Origin of the sequence: Paenalkalicoccus suaedae (assembly GCF_006965545.2) — a bacterium.
In the GTDB taxonomy this organism is placed as follows: domain Bacteria; phylum Bacillota; class Bacilli; order Bacillales; family Salisediminibacteriaceae; genus Paenalkalicoccus; species Paenalkalicoccus suaedae.
Genome location: NZ_CP041372.2, coordinates 1,582,439 through 1,600,152, shown reverse-complemented (window position 1 = coordinate 1,600,152; position 17,714 = coordinate 1,582,439). Strand labels below are relative to the sequence as shown.

The 17,714-nt window shown below is 41.6% G+C and carries 19 protein-coding genes and 2 riboswitches; of the genes, 2 read left to right on the top strand and 17 right to left on the bottom strand.

What is annotated here, in order from left to right; genetic code table 11:
* Positions 1–75 precede the first annotated feature (75 nt).
* A riboswitch (FMN riboswitch) is annotated at positions 76–226 on the bottom strand.
* A gap of 543 nt (positions 227–769) precedes the next feature.
* From FLK61_RS08645 to FLK61_RS08570, 16 genes are all read right to left on the bottom strand, one after another.
* Positions 770–1,207 carry a peptidylprolyl isomerase gene (locus FLK61_RS08645; RefSeq protein WP_176009070.1) on the bottom strand — a complete coding sequence of 146 codons (438 nt, stop codon included), beginning with the start codon at positions 1,205–1,207 and terminating at the stop codon, positions 770–772.
* 71 nt (positions 1,208–1,278) lie between these two features.
* A complete protein-coding gene (gene lysA, locus FLK61_RS08640; protein ID WP_176009069.1) occupies positions 1,279–2,607 on the bottom strand; it encodes a diaminopimelate decarboxylase in 1,329 nt (442 codons plus the stop codon).
* Between the two features lie 86 nt (positions 2,608–2,693).
* A riboswitch (Lysine riboswitch) is annotated at positions 2,694–2,866 on the bottom strand.
* 49 nt (positions 2,867–2,915) lie between these two features.
* Complete coding sequence (locus FLK61_RS08635; protein WP_176009068.1) at positions 2,916–4,370, bottom strand: spore germination protein; 1,455 nt, start codon at positions 4,368–4,370, stop codon at positions 2,916–2,918.
* Positions 4,371–4,495: 125 nt separating this feature from the next.
* Entirely contained in the window at positions 4,496–5,233 is a 738-nt protein-coding gene (sigF, locus tag FLK61_RS08630) for an RNA polymerase sporulation sigma factor SigF (protein WP_176009067.1), read from the bottom strand.
* 9 nt (positions 5,234–5,242) lie between these two features.
* Positions 5,243–5,680: an anti-sigma F factor gene (spoIIAB, locus tag FLK61_RS08625; protein WP_176009066.1), complete on the bottom strand. Its 438-nt coding sequence runs from the start codon at positions 5,678–5,680 to the stop codon at positions 5,243–5,245.
* Positions 5,677–6,030: an anti-sigma F factor antagonist gene (spoIIAA, locus tag FLK61_RS08620; RefSeq protein ID WP_176009065.1), complete on the bottom strand. Its 354-nt coding sequence runs from the start codon at positions 6,028–6,030 to the stop codon at positions 5,677–5,679. The genes spoIIAB and spoIIAA overlap by 4 nt, the downstream gene beginning before the upstream one ends.
* A 94-nt stretch (positions 6,031–6,124) precedes the next feature.
* Entirely contained in the window at positions 6,125–7,294 is a 1,170-nt protein-coding gene (locus tag FLK61_RS08615; RefSeq protein ID WP_176009064.1) for a D-alanyl-D-alanine carboxypeptidase family protein, read from the bottom strand.
* Positions 7,295–7,407: 113 nt separating this feature from the next.
* On the bottom strand, positions 7,408–8,709 hold the full coding sequence (locus FLK61_RS08610) for a pyrimidine-nucleoside phosphorylase (protein WP_176009063.1): 1,302 nt from the start codon (positions 8,707–8,709) through the stop codon (positions 7,408–7,410).
* A 12-nt stretch (positions 8,710–8,721) separates the two neighbouring features.
* Entirely contained in the window at positions 8,722–9,546 is an 825-nt protein-coding gene (locus FLK61_RS08605; protein WP_176009062.1) for a purine-nucleoside phosphorylase, read from the bottom strand.
* 9 nt (positions 9,547–9,555) lie between these two features.
* Positions 9,556–10,377, bottom strand: coding sequence for a purine-nucleoside phosphorylase (locus FLK61_RS08600; RefSeq protein ID WP_176009061.1), 822 nt, complete (start codon positions 10,375–10,377; stop codon positions 9,556–9,558).
* 14 nt (positions 10,378–10,391) lie between these two features.
* Entirely contained in the window at positions 10,392–11,576 is a 1,185-nt protein-coding gene (gene deoB / locus FLK61_RS08595; protein WP_176011186.1) for a phosphopentomutase, read from the bottom strand.
* 60 nt (positions 11,577–11,636) lie between these two features.
* On the bottom strand, positions 11,637–12,527 hold the full coding sequence (gene xerD, locus FLK61_RS08590; RefSeq protein WP_176009060.1) for a site-specific tyrosine recombinase XerD: 891 nt from the start codon (positions 12,525–12,527) through the stop codon (positions 11,637–11,639).
* Positions 12,528–12,546: 19 nt separating this feature from the next.
* Positions 12,547–12,720 carry a DUF4227 family protein gene (locus FLK61_RS08585; RefSeq protein WP_176009059.1) on the bottom strand — a complete coding sequence of 58 codons (174 nt, stop codon included), beginning with the start codon at positions 12,718–12,720 and terminating at the stop codon, positions 12,547–12,549.
* 117 nt (positions 12,721–12,837) lie between these two features.
* On the bottom strand, positions 12,838–13,284 hold the full coding sequence (fur, locus tag FLK61_RS08580; RefSeq protein WP_176009058.1) for a ferric iron uptake transcriptional regulator: 447 nt from the start codon (positions 13,282–13,284) through the stop codon (positions 12,838–12,840).
* A 208-nt stretch (positions 13,285–13,492) separates the two neighbouring features.
* Complete coding sequence (spoIIM, locus tag FLK61_RS08575) at positions 13,493–14,092, bottom strand: stage II sporulation protein M (RefSeq protein WP_176009057.1); 600 nt, start codon at positions 14,090–14,092, stop codon at positions 13,493–13,495.
* A gap of 53 nt (positions 14,093–14,145) precedes the next feature.
* Entirely contained in the window at positions 14,146–14,694 is a 549-nt protein-coding gene (locus FLK61_RS08570; RefSeq protein ID WP_176009056.1) for an NUDIX hydrolase, read from the bottom strand.
* A 121-nt stretch (positions 14,695–14,815) separates the two neighbouring features.
* On the opposite strand from FLK61_RS08570, the gene FLK61_RS08565 reads away from it, so the two are divergent.
* A complete protein-coding gene (locus FLK61_RS08565; RefSeq protein ID WP_176009055.1) occupies positions 14,816–15,718 on the top strand; it encodes an aldo/keto reductase in 903 nt (300 codons plus the stop codon).
* 362 nt (positions 15,719–16,080) lie between these two features.
* On the opposite strand, the gene FLK61_RS08560 is transcribed toward FLK61_RS08565, so the two are convergent.
* Entirely contained in the window at positions 16,081–16,716 is a 636-nt protein-coding gene (locus tag FLK61_RS08560; RefSeq protein WP_176009054.1) for a peroxiredoxin family protein, read from the bottom strand.
* A 160-nt stretch (positions 16,717–16,876) separates the two neighbouring features.
* Here FLK61_RS08560 and FLK61_RS08555 point away from each other — a divergent pair, with 160 nt between their 5' ends.
* Positions 16,877–17,707, top strand: a complete 831-nt coding sequence (locus FLK61_RS08555; RefSeq protein WP_176009053.1) for an undecaprenyl-diphosphate phosphatase — start codon at positions 16,877–16,879, stop codon at positions 17,705–17,707.
* Positions 17,708–17,714: the final 7 nt, after the last annotated feature.

Genomic DNA, 17,714 nt, shown 5'->3' with positions numbered 1-17,714 from the left:
TTATAGTGATGCTATTTTTCGTAAGAAAATGGGTTTGCTAAAAAAGCATACACCACTCCTGTGTAAAAATAGTTCCTCATCCTTCTCCCATCCAGACTTTTACTGTCGGCTTTGGAATTTCACCAAATCCACCGTTAAAACAAATGTTAAAACGGGTCACGGACTAAAAGGCACAAAATGCCTTATCACCGCCGGTTGGGACTTGCACCCGACCCCGAAGGAAACGCATTCGATCAATACATTAGTAAACCAAATGTCGTATATTTAATTGTTATTGTGAAAATCATATCATTCGTTTTACACATTGGCAAGGACTATGCTCGGAATTCTCTAACTAAATTATAGTGGATTAAAAGCTTTTGGTAAGAGTGATGACATTGGCATTGGTGTTCACTTATGGGAAATCGTGTGGTTATACGGTTGTATGGTGAGGGTTTCTGTTTGTTGCTCTCGGTTATTCGGAATCGCGGCTTGGTTTTCCGTTTATTGCTTTAGGTTATCCGCAATCGTGCCTTGGTTTTCCGCTTATTGCTTTCGGTTATCCGCAACCGTGCCTAGGTTTTCCGCTTATCGCTTTCGGTTATACGGATGCGCGGCTTGGTTTTCCGCTTATCGTTTTCAGTTATCCGGAATCCCTGCTTCATTATTCACTTTTTGCTTTCCATTATCCTCAAACCGGTCTATCTTTCCTCAAACAAAAAGAGGAGCCCTCGATTTTGCAATCGGCTCCTCTTCTGTTTATTTCATTTATCTTTTCGTTCAAACGCTCTTATTCAACGTCGTATACTTTTACTTCTTCCATTACATCGCCTTGCTTGATGCGATCCATCACGTCAAGGCCTTCAATAACTTGGCCAAAAACAGTGTGAACACCATCTAGGTGCGGCTGTGGATCGAATACGAGGAAGAATTGGCTTCCACCAGTGTCACGACCTGCATGTGCCATAGAGAGAGTGCCTTTTTGGTGCTTATGTGGGTTGCCTTCTGTTTCACATTTGATTGTGTAACCAGGTCCGCCAGTTCCTGTTCCGTTTGGACATCCGCCCTGTGCAACAAAACCTGGAATAACTCGGTGGAAGTTTAATCCGTTATAAAAACCGTCGCTCGCAAGCTTCTCAAAGTTTTCTACGTGTCCTGGTGCTGCTTCTGGGAAAAATTCAATAACAATCTTTTCTCCGTTGCCAAAAATAATTTCGCCTTTTTTCATGTGAATTGCCTCCATTGTTTAACGATTTTATACCTTACATAGTGTAGCAGAGAATCACTTAAAGGTCACGTTTATGCTTTTTCAGGAAGCATAATTTTTGAGTATCGATTCTCACGTCTTGTTAAATCTTCAAACTGCTCTCTTTCGATCACACATTCATGCTCCCCATCCTCAACGAACACGACAGCAGGACGTAGAATCCGGTTATAATTGTTTGCCATCGAGTAACCATAGGCACCTGTTGAGAAGACAGCTAAAATATCACCTTGCTCGATTTTTGGGAGATTAATATCCCAGATTAGCATATCCCCGCTCTCGCAACATTTACCTGCAATAGATACAACCTCTTCAGGCTCCGCGTGAGCACGGTTAGCTAATGTCGCGGAGTATTCAGCCTGATAAAGCGCAGGGCGAATATTGTCCGTCATGCCTCCGTCAACTGATACATACGTGCGTACATCAGGAATTTCTTTACGTGTTCCGAGCGTGTAGAGAGTTGTTCCTGCTTCTCCAACTAAAGCGCGCCCAGGCTCTATCCAAAATTCCGGAAGAGGCTTATTTAATCTGTTAGATTCTTTTTTAGCCGCTTCTACCATTTTGTCGATGTACGTTGATAGTGGGAGTGGTTCGTCATTTTCAGTGTAGCGAATTCCAAATCCTCCACCAACGTTTAGTACGTTTGGATAGTAATCGAACTTGTTTACCCAACCTTCGATGGATGCATAAATCTCCTTGACTGCCTCTTCAAAGCCTTCTGCACGGAAAATTTGGGAACCGATATGAGAATGAACGCCTTGAAGCGTTAGGAATTCATGAGAAGTAATCATATCGATTGCCTTGTCTGCCTGCGCGCTATTTAAATCAAATCCGAATTTAGAATCCTCTTGACCAGTTGAAATATATTCATGCGTGTGTGCCTCTACACCAGGTGTGATGCGAATGAGCACATCCATTTGTTGCTTACTTGACTCCGTCAAAGCCATCAACCATGATAGCTCTGTAAAATTGTCTACGACAATACAGCCGATTTTATGTGTGACGGCCATCTCAAGCTCGTCTGGTGTTTTATTATTTCCGTGGAAGTGAATGCGTTCAACTGGAAAGCCTGCTTCAAGCGCTGTATAAAGCTCACCGCCAGAGCAAACATCTAAGCTCAGTTCTAATTCGTTTGCAAGCTCAATCATCGCAATGCAGCTGAATGCTTTGGATGCGTAAGCAATTTGATAAGACACAGATTGATTTTTAAAAGCATCGTGAAACTCATTAGCCCGATCTCGAATGTCTTTTACATCATACACAAATAAAGGGGTTCCGTACGCTTCCTTAAGCGTCTCCGTTGAGACTCCACCAATTTCTATAAACCCACGCTCATTTACTTTCGTCGTCCCTCTGTATGTCATTTATCTCCGCTCCTACTCTATTTGAATATAAAAAAGGGAATGAGGGCGTCACACACACTCATTCCCGACCCGTACCTAAACGTATTCGGAAAGATAGTGCTCCACTGCTATAGTGACAGTGTCTGGCTTCTTAAACCAGACCCCAGGGAGGTGAAATGAGGTACTTCACGCCCCTTCGGCAATGTAACCTTTCTAACATGATCATCGCCTCCTCAGACTATCATGCTGTACTTTTTTACACCGCGCCTCTATCCTTCTATTCAATTCATTTTATTCAAGATAGCATAGGGCTAAAAGATTCGCAACCGTTACGAGGAAGTTCGTTGTTTTATCCTGTCTGGCGGATGGACAATACTAGGACGTAATAGTTTCAATGGCACTGGCTTTCGGAAGAAAATATCAAGGCACGCAATTGGATAAAAGGGAATAAACGGCCAAAAATAAGGTGTCTCGAGCGCTTTCCTTGTGGAAATAAATAACATCATGACAGTTAAGCCAATGACAAATCCAGGGAGACCAGCAATAGCAACAGCTGTGATTAAAAGTATTCTCATGATTTTCATCGCAAAGGCAAGCTCATAGCTTGGAGTAGCAAACATACCGACGGCGGAGATTGCTACATAAAGGATGACCTCTGGCACAAATAATCCGACGCTAATCGCAACCTCTCCAATTAGGAGTGCCGCAACTAAACCCAATGCAGTCGCAAGAGGTGATGGGGTGTGAATGGCAGCCATTCTCAAGAGCTCAATTCCAAGCTCCGCAAATAGTATTTGCCAAAATATCGGAACATTTGACATCTCATTTGGTCCGATAAAAGATAGGTGATCAGGTAATAGTGTAGGTTCGAGCACAAACAATAGCCATAGTGGTAAAACAAGAAGGGAGAATAGCATCCCAGAGAATCGAACCCATCTTAAGAATGTCCCAATAGCTGGCGCTTGGCGATATTCTTCCGCGTGCTGCACGTGATGAAAAAAGGTTGTTGGAAAAATCATGACACTTGGAGAAGAGTCCACATAACAGACGACGTGACCCTCGAGTAGATGGGTTGCACATACGTCAGGACGCTCCGTATAGCGCACCATAGGGAAGGGATTCATTCCTTGCTTGACGATGTATTCCTCTACCACTTTGTCGGCCATAGTGAGGCCGTCGATATCGATCTGCTCAAGCTCTTTAAATACAATATCAACCGAGTTTTGATCGGCTACACCTTCAATATACGCCACACAAATATCTGTTTTAGAACGCCTTCCGACCTGAACCATAACATTCCGTAAGTTTTCGTCACGAATCCGGCGTCTCGTGAGCGCGGTATTCTCAATAATATTTTCAGTAAAACCATCTCGACTTCCTCTTACAACTCTTTCCGTGTCAGGTTCTTCAGGTCCGCGCCCAGGGTATCTCCTCGCATCAATGATTAACGCTTCAGACTCTCCATCAATTAAAATGACAACGAGTCCAGATAACACTTGCTTTATAATCGTATCGTACTCATCCGTGAGCTCTACCTGCATATGAGTCAGTCTGTTGAGCATCATCTCTTTCGTGTCACGCTTTTTCCTCTCCATACTGTCAACGAACATGAGCTTATCTAAAATATCAATTAGGTGGGAAATATCGCAAAGTCCCGTCACAAAATATAGCTTGATTCCGACATCATGAATAAACAGGGAGCGTTTATCAACATCAAAACTCTTATCTATTCCTAATCGGTCTTGTAAAATTTCCTCATTCACTTTTAAATCGGTTGAAAGCATCTGCTTCTCCCCCTCTCAAGGACCTTCTGTTGAGGGTTAGTATGTGTTTAGGTTTTAGTAATTATGTAAGGCTGTTTTCTTAAGACAAAAAGCACCCCTTTAGAAGAAAAAGAGGTGCTTCCTTTTTAACTTGTCTGCTCTAACTTTTCTTTCAGCGTCTCTAAAATTTTCTTCTCAAGCCTTGAGACTTGGACTTGGGAAATGCCTAACCTTGCCGCAACTTGAGACTGCGTTTGATCCTTATAGTAACGAAGCATGATAATTATGCGAGAACGTTCATCTAAATGCTTCATTTCCTCGCGAAGTGCCAGTTTGTCAAACCAATACCTGTCTGGTTCATCAGCCATTTGATCTAAAATGGTGATTGGTTCTCCGTCATTTTCGTAAATAGTCTCATGAATCGATGCAAGTTGTCTGCTAGCATCTTGTGCAAAGACGACTTCTTCAGGTGACAGCTCTAAAAAAGAGGCGATCTCCTTAACTGTCGGCACTCTTCCTAGCTCCTTCATGAGCTGCTCTGACGTTTTCCTAACTTGGTTACTAAGCTCCTTGATTGATCTACTAACCTTTACCGCACCATCATCCCGTAAAAATCGTTGAATCTCTCCAATGATCATCGGTACGGCATACGTCGAGAACTTCACGTCATAGCTCAAATCAAATTTATCAATGGATTTCATAAGCCCTATGCAGCCTATTTGGAATAAATCTTCCTGCTCATAACCTCTATTCGAAAATCGTTGTACAACAGACCACACGAGCCGAGTATTGTGCTTCACAATTTTGTGACGTGCAGGTACGTCTCCACTTTGCGCTTTGACTAAAAGCTCCTTTACCTCTTTATCCTCTAAGTGAGTAGCCATAATAGACTCCTACTGGCAGAAGGCAGAGGCTTTGGATAACTTTTTCATCACCATAAGCCTCGTGCCTTCGCCAACGACAGATGAAATCTCCACGTGATCCATGAAGTTCTCCATGATTGTGAGTCCCATACCACTTCTCTCAAGCTCAGGCTTTGATGTGTATAGAGGCTGCCTTGCCTCTTCTATATTTGCAATCCCAACACCCTCGTCTTCTACAGTAATCGAGATGTTCCCTTCATCGATTTCACAGGATACATAGACGATTGACTCTGCATTTTCCTCGTAGCCATGGATGATCGCATTAGTTACCGCTTCACTCACAACCGTTTTAATCTCCGTTAATTCATTCATAGATGGATCAAGCTGACTGACAAATGCAGCTACTGCAACACGTGCAAAGCTCTCATTCTCACTTTTGGCACTAAACGATATAGACATACGGTTCATGACGCCACCCCCAGCTCCATTAGTGCCTCTCGTTCATTGCTGTGTACAGCAATGATTTTAAAAAGGCCCGACAGCTCAAATAATCGTTGTACTTGAGGAGAAACGCAGCAAACAGCAAGCTTTCCACCTCTTTTAGCTAAAAGTTTATATCTACCTAACACAACACCTAATCCAGAGCTATCCATGAATGTAACCTTCTCTACGTTTAATAACACGTGGTGAATATTACTTGTCTCTATTGCTAAGTCGACCTGCTGCTGCAAGCGTTTAGCTGAATGATGGTCAACTTCTCCTACAAGTCTTACACACAGGACCGCTTCCTTTTTTTCTACGTCAATATAAAGTGACATGTTGTTCCCCTCCCTTGAAGTCGGCTATCATAACCGGTACAAGTAGCTTTCTCTCTTTCTTTTTATTCTCCTACCTCTTCGTTAAAACTAGTGGCTATTCGTCAAAACTAGTAGTCTGCTTGGATGTTTCGACATTCCCTTTTGTTAGCATCGAGAAGGACCGGGTGAAGAACTGCCAAAAGGACGCTTCCTCGACTTCCTCATTACTAATTAACGGAGTAGACGCAATTACTTCCTCCCCTCTCTTTAATTGCATCAAGCCAATTGTTTGCCCTTTCGCAATAGGAGCACTCACTTGATCTAATTCCACCACAGCAGTAGCTTCCTCAAACTCCTCACTCTTTTTACGAACTTCAGCGAGTGAATCTTGTGCCGTTGCAGCAATAACCTGTTTTGCTCCTCTTGAAATATACATATCTGATACGTGTTCAGCTGCTTCTAAATATGGTTCTACTGTATAAGTGTCAAACCCCGTATCAAGCATGGAGGCAATCTGCTTATTCCTCTCTTTAGCACTCTCCGCACCCATCACAACTGTAATCAGCCGCATATTGTCTCGAAGCGCTGAAACAGTAATTCCATACTTCGCCTCTCTTGTAAAACCAGTTTTTAAGCCGTCAACACCTGGGTAGGTGCGAATTAGCTTATTCGTATTGACTAACCAAAAAGGCTTATCCGTTTCAGTCCGTAAATAGTCTTCATACGTACTAGTGAAATCTAGTATTTCTTCGTGCTTTACAAGCTCCTGACCAATAATCGCCATATCTCTTGCTGTACTCACATGCCCCTCTTCAGGTAGACCATTGGTATTTTTGAAAACCGTACTTACAGCTCCCAACTCCTTTGCTCGTTCGTTCATCATTGTGACAAATGCTTCCTCGCTACCTGCTAATTTTTCCGCCATCGCAACAGTAGCATCATTCCCTGAGGCGATAGCAATTCCCTTCATTAAATCTTTTACAGTCATCTGCTCTCCGGCCTCTAGGAAAATTTGCGAACCGCCCATCGATGCTGCATTCTCACTGATCGTGACACTATCCTCCCAATCAAGCGAATGATTCTCAATTGCTTCTATGATCAAAAGCATAGTCATCATCTTTGTCATACTAGCAGGCTGTCTTTGAACATCCGCTGCTTGTTCCATCAAAACTGTTCCTGTCCTTGCTTCAAGCATGATTCTAGACTCTTGCATCACCTCTTCTGCAAACGCAGATGTCGGGAATAACGTACTTATAACGAGCATAATCAAGATCCATTTTTTCATAGTTGCGGGCCTCCTCTTCTTTGCTCCTATTTTTTCCTGAAGGTGTCTTTTTTATACAACAAAAAAACATAAAAAAGAGCCTGAACAATTTGTTCAGACTCTTTGCCAGTATCTTATTGAATGATGTCGTAAATGAGCGTTGGCTCTTTTACTTTTTCATCTGTAATCTCGTACGAATCGAGTATTTTCTTTGTTGCTTCTTCTACCCCTGCTTCATTTGCATGCAGAATTGCAATAGGTTCTCCAGCCTCAACGTAGTCTCCAATTTTCTTCGTTAGCTCAATACCTACAGCTAAATCGATGACGGAATCCGTCGTTTGTCTACCAGCACCTAAGAGCATCGCAGCTGTTCCAATTTGGTCTGCTACGATCGATGCTACGTATCCTGATTTTGTAGCCTTTACATCAATTTTATTAGAAGCTGTTGGCAGCGTTTCTGGATGATCAACAACAGAGGCATCTCCATTTTGAGCTTCGATAAATACTTTAAACTGCTCTAGCGCCTTTCCTGACTGAATTGCTTCTTCAAGAAGCTTACGACCTTCATCAAGCGTTGCCGCTTTTTCTGCAAGAACAGCCATATGACTACCTAACTGCAGACATAGCTCTGTTAAGTCTTCAGGACCTCTGCCATTTAAGGTATCAATCGCTTCTTTCACTTCTAGCGCATTTCCGATCATGCGCCCTAGTGGCTGACTCATGTCAGAAATAATGGCAGACGTACGACGGCCAAGGTTATTACCGATGTCAACCATCGCTCGTGCAAGCTCTTTGGAATCATCTAATTCCTTCATAAATGCACCAGCGCCAGTTTTTACATCTAGTACGATCGCATCTGCTCCGGCAGCAAGCTTTTTACTCATGATCGAGCTTGCAATTAACGGAATAGAATTTACTGTAGCAGTTACATCGCGTAAGCCGTAAAGCTTTTTGTCAGCAGGTGTTAAGTTTTGTGTTTGCCCAATAACTGCTGCTTTGTTGCGGTTAACGAGGTCGATAAACGTGTCATTCGTAATTTCAACGGAGAAGCCTGGAATTGCCTCAAGCTTATCGATCGTACCACCAGTGTGACCAAGTCCACGTCCGCTCATTTTCGCAACTGGAACGCCAATTGCTGCGACTAAGGGAGCTAAAATTAGTGTTGTCGTGTCGCCAACACCACCTGTCGAGTGCTTATCTACTTTAATGCCTTCAATAGCAGATAAATCAATTGTATCTCCAGAGTGCACCATCGCCTCTGTTAAGTTCGCTCTCTCGTCTTGCGTCATACCTTGGAAATAGATCGCCATTGCCCAAGCACTCACTTGATAATCAGGGATCGTACCTGTCGAATATCCGTTAATTATAAAATCGATTTCTTCTTTCGTATGAGCCAATCCATTACGCTTTTTTTCGATCAAATCGACCATTCTCATTGCTTTTACCTCCTACGCTAAAAGAGCGTCTGCTTTTTTAAGCACTAGTTTAATTAACTTTTTAAAGGCTGGCTTCGCTTTCGCCGCCACTTCCATTACTTCCTCATGTGTAATGCCTTCCATCTCTTCCCCGATTGCCATATCCGTAATACAAGAAATACCGAGAACCTTCATTCCCATATGTCTTGCTACAATTGTTTCAGGCACTGTAGACATGCCTACTACGTCCGCACCAAAGGTACGAAGCATCGTAAGTTCCGCACCAGCCATATAAGTTGGACCACTTACAGCGAGGTAAACGCCTTCATGTAGTGTAATGTCATTTTGCGTTGCAAGCTTTTTTGTGTCGTTCTGCAAAGACCTTGTATAAGCGGTTGTCATATCAGGAAAGCGCGCGCCTAACTCAGCGTCATTCGGACCGATTAATGGGTTTGCACCCGTAAAATTAATGTGGTCTGTAATCAGCATGAGCTCTCCAGGCTGGAAGTTTTTATTCATACTACCGCAAGCATTTGTCACGATGACACTCTCGCATCCGAGCTCTTTCATCACTCGAACCGGGAACGTCACTTCCTGCATAGAATAACCTTCATAATAATGAAAGCGTCCCTGCATAGCGATGACCGTAACTCCCTCGAGCTCACCGATGACGAGCTGTCCTTTGTGACCAGCAACCGTCGAAGTCGGAAAATGAGGAATATCCGTGTAGTCTATATAAGTGGCATTTGTGATTTCATCTGCAAGCTCGCCAAGGCCAGACCCTAAAATAAGGCCGACCGTAGGCGATAATTCACTTTTATCTCGTATAAATTGAGCTGCTTCATGTCTATTTGTCATTGTAATGCCCTACATTCTGTGAACAATTGCTTTAACAAGCTTTAAGAAGTCTGCTTTTACTTGCTCCGTTGTCTCCATTACTTCATCATGCGTCAGTGGCTGATCTAGAATACCTGCAGCCATGTTTGAAATACAAGAGATTCCAAGTACGTCGATGTCGCTATGACGTGCAATAACTACTTCAGGTACAGTAGACATTCCAACTGCGTCTCCACCTAATACACGTAGCATACGAACTTCTGCTGGTGTCTCATAGCTTGGACCAGTTGTTCCAACATAAACACCCTCTTGGACGTGAACGCCATTTTCTGTCGCTACGTCTTTAGCTAATGAAAATAGTTCCTTGCTGTATGCTTGAGACATGTCAGGGAAACGAACGCCTAGCGCGTCGTCGTTTGGTCCAATAAGTGGGTTCGTTCCAAACTGATTGATATGATCACGAATAAGCATTAAATCTCCTGCTTTAAATGATTCGTTAATTCCTCCAGCTGCGTTTGTTACGATCAGCTTCTCTACACCAATTGCCTTCATAACGCGAACTGGTAGTGTCACAAGCTCCATTGGGTATCCTTCATAAAAGTGAAAGCGTCCCTGCATAGCTACAACTGTCTTTCCTTCTAGTGAACCGATCACTAATTGGCCTTTGTGACCTGCAACCGTAGATGTTGGGAATCCCGGAATGTCGCTGTAAGGAATAGCTGTCGCGTCCTCAATCTCATCTCCAAGTACACCTAGTCCAGATCCTAAAATAAGTCCGATAGTAGGCTTTTTGCCTGCTAATTTTTCTTCGATAAATGATTTTGCTTGTTCCATCTTTTCGTGTAAGCTCATTGATTGTCATCCCCTTATTTTAATTCGTTTAAAAAGCTTGTCCCGTGCTCAGGCATCTTCACGTCAAAATTATCTGCTACAGTAGCTCCAATATCAGCAAATGTTTTACGTGTACCAAGCGATGCACCTTCTTTAAATCGCTTGCTGTATGCAAGTAATGGTACATATTCACGTGTATGATCAGTCCCGTGATGGATCGGATCATTCCCATGATCAGCTGTAATAATTAATAGGTCGTTTTCTTTTAAATCTTCTAGCACCTTTGTAAGTCTTGCATCATATTCTAGTAAAGCATTACCATACCCTATTGGATCACGTCTGTGACCAAAAAGCGCATCGAAATCCACAAGATTTAAGAAGCTTAGGCCTTTAAAGTCCATAGCAATAGTCTCTTCAAGCTTGTCCATCCCATCCATATTTGACACCGTTCGAAGGGATTGTGTAACACCTTCCCCATCAAAAATATCAGCAATTTTACCAATAGAGATAGAATCTAAGTTAGCATCTTTAAGTTCGTTCATAACGGTACGACCGAATGGTTTTAGTGCGTAGTCATGGCGGTTAGATGTGCGGATCCAATTGCCTTTCTCCCCGATGAACGGACGAGCAATAACACGACCAACCATATACTTCTCATCAAGCGTTAATTCGCGAGCCATCTCACAAATCTCCCATAATTCTTTTGCTGGCACGATGTCTTCATGTGCAGCAATTTGTAACACGGAGTCTGCCGATGTATAGACAATAAGATCTCCTGTTTGAACGTGATGCTCTCCAAGTTCATCTAATATTTCTGTACCTGAAGCTGGCTTATTTCCAACTACTTTACGACCTGTTCTCGCTTCGATCTCATCAATCAATTCTTTAGGAAAACCTTCAGGGAATGTGCGGAATGGTTGATCAATACGCAAGCCCATGATCTCCCAATGACCTGTCATCGTATCTTTTCCTACTGACGCTTCCTCCATTTTGCCATAATAGGCAAGTGCTTTATCGTGAACAGTGCCACCCTCATACTGTTTTACCTTAGTCAGTCCAAGCTTCTCCATATTCGGTAAAGGTAGACCGTTCATTTTTTGGGCGATGTGACCAAGCGTATCTGATCCAATATCATCAAAATCAGCAGCGTCTGGCGCCTCACCGATACCTACCGAATCCATTACAACTAAAAAGATTCGATCAAAATTTGTTTGTGTCATCATAGTTCCTCCTCATAAAGGGCATTGATGTCTGAGGTCAGACATCTTATTCTTTATCTATTATGCTCTAGGATGATAGTTGCTGTAAACCTCTTTCATTCTAACTTTCGTAACATGTGTATAAATTTGTGTCGTAGAAATGTCTGCATGACCCAGCATCTCCTGCACGGCTCTTAAGTCTGCGCCATTCTCTAAAAGATGTGTTGCAAAGGAATGCCTGAGTGTGTGTGGCGTTAACTCCTTCTCAATCCTTGCACTCTTAGCGAGCTTTTTTACAATCTTCCAAAACCCTTGTCTCGAAAGTTCTCTACCATGGTGATTAACAAAAACAAAATCACTTGACGTGCGTTTTAATAGTGCTGGTCGCGCATCAATTAAATAAGCCTCTACTGCCTCTTTTGCAGGCTTACCTAACGGAATGATTCGTTCTTTATTACCCTTCCCAATACACCTGACAAACCCCATTGCTAAGTGAAGATCGTTCATCTTTAACGTCGTTAGCTCCGTAACACGCATTCCTGTAGCATAAAGTAGCTCCATCATAGCTCTATTACGCTTGTCCAATGGCTCATTTGACGAAGAAACGTCTAAAAGCGCTTCTACCTCTTTCGCCGATAATACTTTAGGTAAGCGTTGCTGTTGCTTTGGCCGATCGACATGTAAAGTAGGATCAACAGACGCGAATCGTTCTCTAATTAAAAAGAGGTGAAACGATTTTATCGATGATAGCATTCGGGAAACTGTTGTGGTTGCTCTTCCTAGCTCGTGTAAATGCTTTAGAAATTGCAAAATATGTAGCTTTCTTACTTCCTCCCAAGCAGAAAGTTGCTCAACCTCCATTAAATATTGCTTATAAACAGTGAGATCTCTTTCGTACGCTTTCGTAGAGTTTAGCGCCAACCCTTTTTCTACCGTTAAAAATTGAATAAACGCTTTCATTTCAGATTCCAACAGACGTTCCCTCGCTCTCTCAATCCACAATCGAAATCACCTTTACAGCTCTTCCGCTCGGCTCCATGTAAGGATCTTCTTTTATAAACTCAGCATTTACCCATAGAATACCATAATAGAAAACAAGCGTGCACCCTAAGAAGATGAAAAACACGAAAAAAGTTTCAATTACTAATAAAAATCTGTTCACCATGATCTATCACCTCTTCTCTATCGTATGCCTACAGAAATAAAAATTATACGATCGAAGAGAAAAAGACGCATGATTCCTATCGAGCAAAAAAATAAAAACCAGAGCAGCTGCCCTGGTTTACTCACTTTTATCTTTGCATCGATAACAAATTCCGTGGAATGTTAATCTATGATCCTTTATTTCAAAATTAAATCGAGATTCTACTATTTTTTCGACATCTTCGAGTAAGTCTTCTTGAATCTCATCTACAGAACCACATTCAATGCAGACTAAATGATGATGGAAGTGTGCCGCCCCTTCTTGACGAAGGTCATAGCGTGATACACCGTCACCGAAATTAATTTTATCTACTACTTTTAATTCCGTCAAAAGCTCTAACGTCCGATATACTGTAGCAAGACCTATTTCCGGGTATTTCTCTTTAACTAACATGTATACATCCTCAGCGCTCAAATGGTCATCCTCATGCTCTAGTAGCACTCGAACCGTTACTTCTCGCTGCGGGGTTAATTTATAGCTTTTAGAATGAAGTTGTTTTTTTATACGATCAATACGTTGCTCCATGAAACTCCCCCTGCTGCCTCCCTCTTCTCTACCGTCCTAGATGGCTACATGTAGAAAGGGATTGTCCGTTTGAATCTATTATACTCCTTGTGAAAAATAGATGTCAAATGAGAACGAGAATTAAACTCACTTTATAATAATTATTATTTGATAATCACTTACCTGTATTTTCTCAATTAGAAAAGGATGAGAATTTTACACATCATGATTAACTTAATTGATTGAAAATTGCTTGAACAAGATAAGTAGAGAGCGTTGATTCATATATAGAGATTACGATACAAACAACACACGCGCCAGCAAACAGCATCCAATACGATCTGAAATAGACATGAATCGTCGAGTATCCTTTATTAAGCAAATGGCGGCAGACTCTTATCGTAAAAAATAAGGCCCCAGTAGATAAAATTAGTAGGACAGGCACAACAAATACATTTTGAGGAAATACTGCTGCTAAAGCTAACGCGAATCCTTGAACTCCTTGATCTAATACGAAAAAACCAATTGAGAACCCTAATGTTAAACCTTTTAAGAAGATAATTAATATTATAATTGGTGCTCCTAAAATGGAAATACCACAAAGCCAGATAATAAGAATGACTTTCGCATAATAGCTCAGAGAGCTTTTGAATAAATCAATCGTAGATCCCGTCGCCGGTTCTGTAAAAAAACTATGTACGTGTTGACTAATATAATGAACTTGGTCCTGTGACAAACTAGTTACGATAACGGCACCACTTACTATACCAGCTAATAATATTCCACTTAAGAATAACAACAATAGTTTTACTTGCATAAGCTCCTGCACACGACGCGCCTCCCCTATCCGTGATAGGTTAGCCTATGCAGATACTAGTTTGTCTATGCTTGTCCTTTTAGCTTTCGAAGCTCCCACATAAGAATGGCATAGATCGTTTTTGCATCGTGAATGTCGAGAGAGTCTATCAAGCTTTTTGACTCATCTAGCGTGTAGTCTTCTCTTGATACAAACTCATCCTCATCAAGATTAACAGAGCCCTCCTGTAGGTCTTCAGCTAAATAAACATGCACAAGCTCGTCTGCAAAGCCTGGACTTGTATAGAAGGAATGCAGCTTTGACCATGTAGATGCGATAATCCCCGTCTCTTCTTCTAACTCTCTTTTTGCGCATAAAAGCGGATCTTCATTTGGCTCTAATTTGCCTGCCGGAATTTCAACAACCTCCTTTTTTAGCGCCTTTCGATACTGTCTCACCGTTACAATTTTATCGTCATCTGTAATGGCTAGCACTGCCACTGCTCCTGGATGAAAAACGAGCTCACGCGTTGATTCCTTCCCGTTTGGTAAAGAAACCGTATGTACTTCTAAATCGATGATACGTCCGTTATAAATTGTTTCTTTTGCTAGTGTTTTTTCTTCAAAAGATGACATGTCACATTCCTCCTACGTGAATTGATGGTACAACTATATCAAACTCTCTTTAGCTTTACCTCAAATTGCTTGCAACTAAGCCTCCGTTTCCTCTACATTGGTATGTATAGGAGGCGATAGGATGAAGCAACAGACAATTGGAAGCTTACACGTATCAGAATTAGGATTTGGATGTATGTCCCTATCAGATGACGAAAAACAGAACGAAGCATTATTACGAACAGCAGCTGAAGGTGGCATCACGTACTTTGATACGGCCGACTTGTACCAATATGGAGATAACGAACGCTCAGTCGGAAGAATTTTGAAGCCATACCGCGATAACGTTACTATTGCCACTAAAGGTGGGAATGAGTTTGGAGAAGGTATTGATAAGTGGCGCTGGAACGCTTCGAGCGATTATTTAAAAAAAGCAGTAAAAGCTTCTCTTACGCGTCTTCAATTAGATTATATTGATGTATATCAGCTTCACGGTGGTACGTTAGATGATGATCTCGAAGCAATAATTGATACTTTTGAGGAATTGAAAAAGGAAGGATTAATTAGAGAATACGGGATGAGCTCTATCAGGCCTAACGTGATTAAACGCTTTGCTAAAAAATCAGGTGTAGCTACAAATATGATGCAATACAGCCTGTTGGATCGTAGACCTGAGGAGCTCTTTCCCTTACTTGAACAAGCAAACATAGGTGTAATCGCCCGCGGACCTGTCGCAAAAGGATTATTAACAGATACTTATTCGACTAGGAATATGGATGATTATTTATCTTATTCAAAAGAGGAGCTTGAACAAACGTTAGGAGATTTACATTCTCTTGCAAAAGAAGCTAATGTATCGTTAGAAGCATTAGCTTTAAACTATATTTTGGCGCAAGATGCAGTCAAAGTAGCTATACCTGGCGCAAGTTCTGTTGATCAACTTAAAAAATTGTTGCATGCTGCAGAATCGACAATAGATGATGCCGTTTTAGAAAAAGCTGCTGCGATTACGAAGCAAAGTATGTATGAAGAACATCGATCATAGTGAAGAGGCTGGGACAATAGCGAATAAGCTATCCCAGCCTTTTGAATGCGTGAAATTGAGGGGCGGTTATCATGAAGTAATTTAATTACTTCCTTTTCTCCTCATGAAGCTTGCGAGTTTTTCTATTGAAATGAGCTCTTATCATTTCTTAAACAACAATAAAAAAAGAGGAGACAACGTGTTGCAATCGGCCCCTCCTCGACACTCCAAGCTTCTATCCCCGCTATATGCTTTCAGACATGCAGTTTTATTTATGAGTGTACTGCGTGACAATAACTACTAAACGTCATGTAAGAATGCGATCGCCCGAATCCTTTACTCTATTTCCTAACACTCCTTACTATCCACTAACTAACTCGATCTTAGTTAGCCTGCACATTCTCCCGTATCGTTAAATAACTTTCTTCTAAAATGTCATAGCTTACGTAACCAGGGCGGTTCATAGCGACGCGACCTTCTGGATCAATAATATACGTTGTCGGCATCGCAAAAATCTCATACAAGTCTTCCATTTCTCCAGCTTCATCTAAAGGAATTGGGAATGGTAGCTGAAAATCTTCTGCAAATTGTTGAACACCGTCTATGTTTCTCTCCGTAGCAGTCATATTAACTCCTAAAATCTCTACATTATCATCCTCATACGCTTCATAAAAATCAACGAAGTGAGGCATCTCTTCTAAACATGGCGGACACCACGTCGCCCACATATTAACGATGACAAAATCTCCACGATAATCACGGAGTGACACTTCGTCCCCTTCAAGTGTTGTGAGTGTGAAGTCCGGTGCAATCATTCCGGGCTGCACACCCACACCTTCTACATGCTCAAAACCGATCATTTCGTCCTCAGATGGTTGTTCCGTGCGCTCCATACCATCATTATCTAAATAGTATTGCAGTGCTTCCTCGTTTGCCCTGTCCGTCCTATCTGCATATATAACACTACCTGCGAGTATAATTGCAGCAAGTAGAATAATAATGGATATAATCCGCTTCATAATGTTCCTCCCATAATCTTGTACGGTCAGTATATACGATTGCTAAACGAAATCAAAGAATATCCACATTATTTCACAAAATCATCATAGGATAAATGCAGCGGGTCTGGTAAAATGAACATAGTTTTGCGTATTACATAGTTTGGAAAGGGAGAGTTTAATGACGTTAATCGAAGCAATTATTTTCGGTATTGTTCAAGGAATTACCGAATTTTTACCTGTATCAAGTACAGCTCATATTGTAATCACCCAGCTTTTATTTGGCTATTCCTTCCCCGGTCTCGGATTTGAGATTTTCTTACACTTAGCCTCTGTCTCAGCTGTCATTCTTTATTTTTGGAAGGACCTTTGGTCAGTTATTGTTGGCTTTATCCGCTATATAATGAAACGTGATAGACAAGACCGCACAGAATTTTGGTTTGGTGTATACATCTTAATTGCAACTGTCATTACAGGTGGTCTTGGATTTATATTATCTGATTCCTTTGGTGAAGCATTTAAGACTCCACTCATGATAGCAATTGCGCTGACTGTAACTGGTGTCGCACTTATCTTTATCGAGAAATTTCATCGTACTGGTAAGAAGGATGCCTCTACGATGACGTTAATGGATTCTATCATCGTTGGTCTAGGTCAGACTCTAGCTGTTATACCTGGTATTTCGAGATCTGGTTCCACACTAATTGTGGCTTTACTGCGAGGAATGGACAAAGATACTGCAGTTCGCTACTCTTTCTTACTTTCTATTCCTGTGATCTTAGGTTCAACGGTTCTTGGTATTACGGATTTCACTTCTGAAATGGTCGATTATATCGGTGTCACAAACTTAATCGTTACATTTGTATTAACATTTACCTTCTCGATCCTAGGAATTATCTGGCTAATTGATTTTCTTAAGAAGAGTAAGCTTGTCTACTTCGCCATTTACTGTTTTGTAGTAGCAGCTCTCGTACTCATCTTTATCGATCCAACAACAGTTGTCGATGTTTAATAATTAC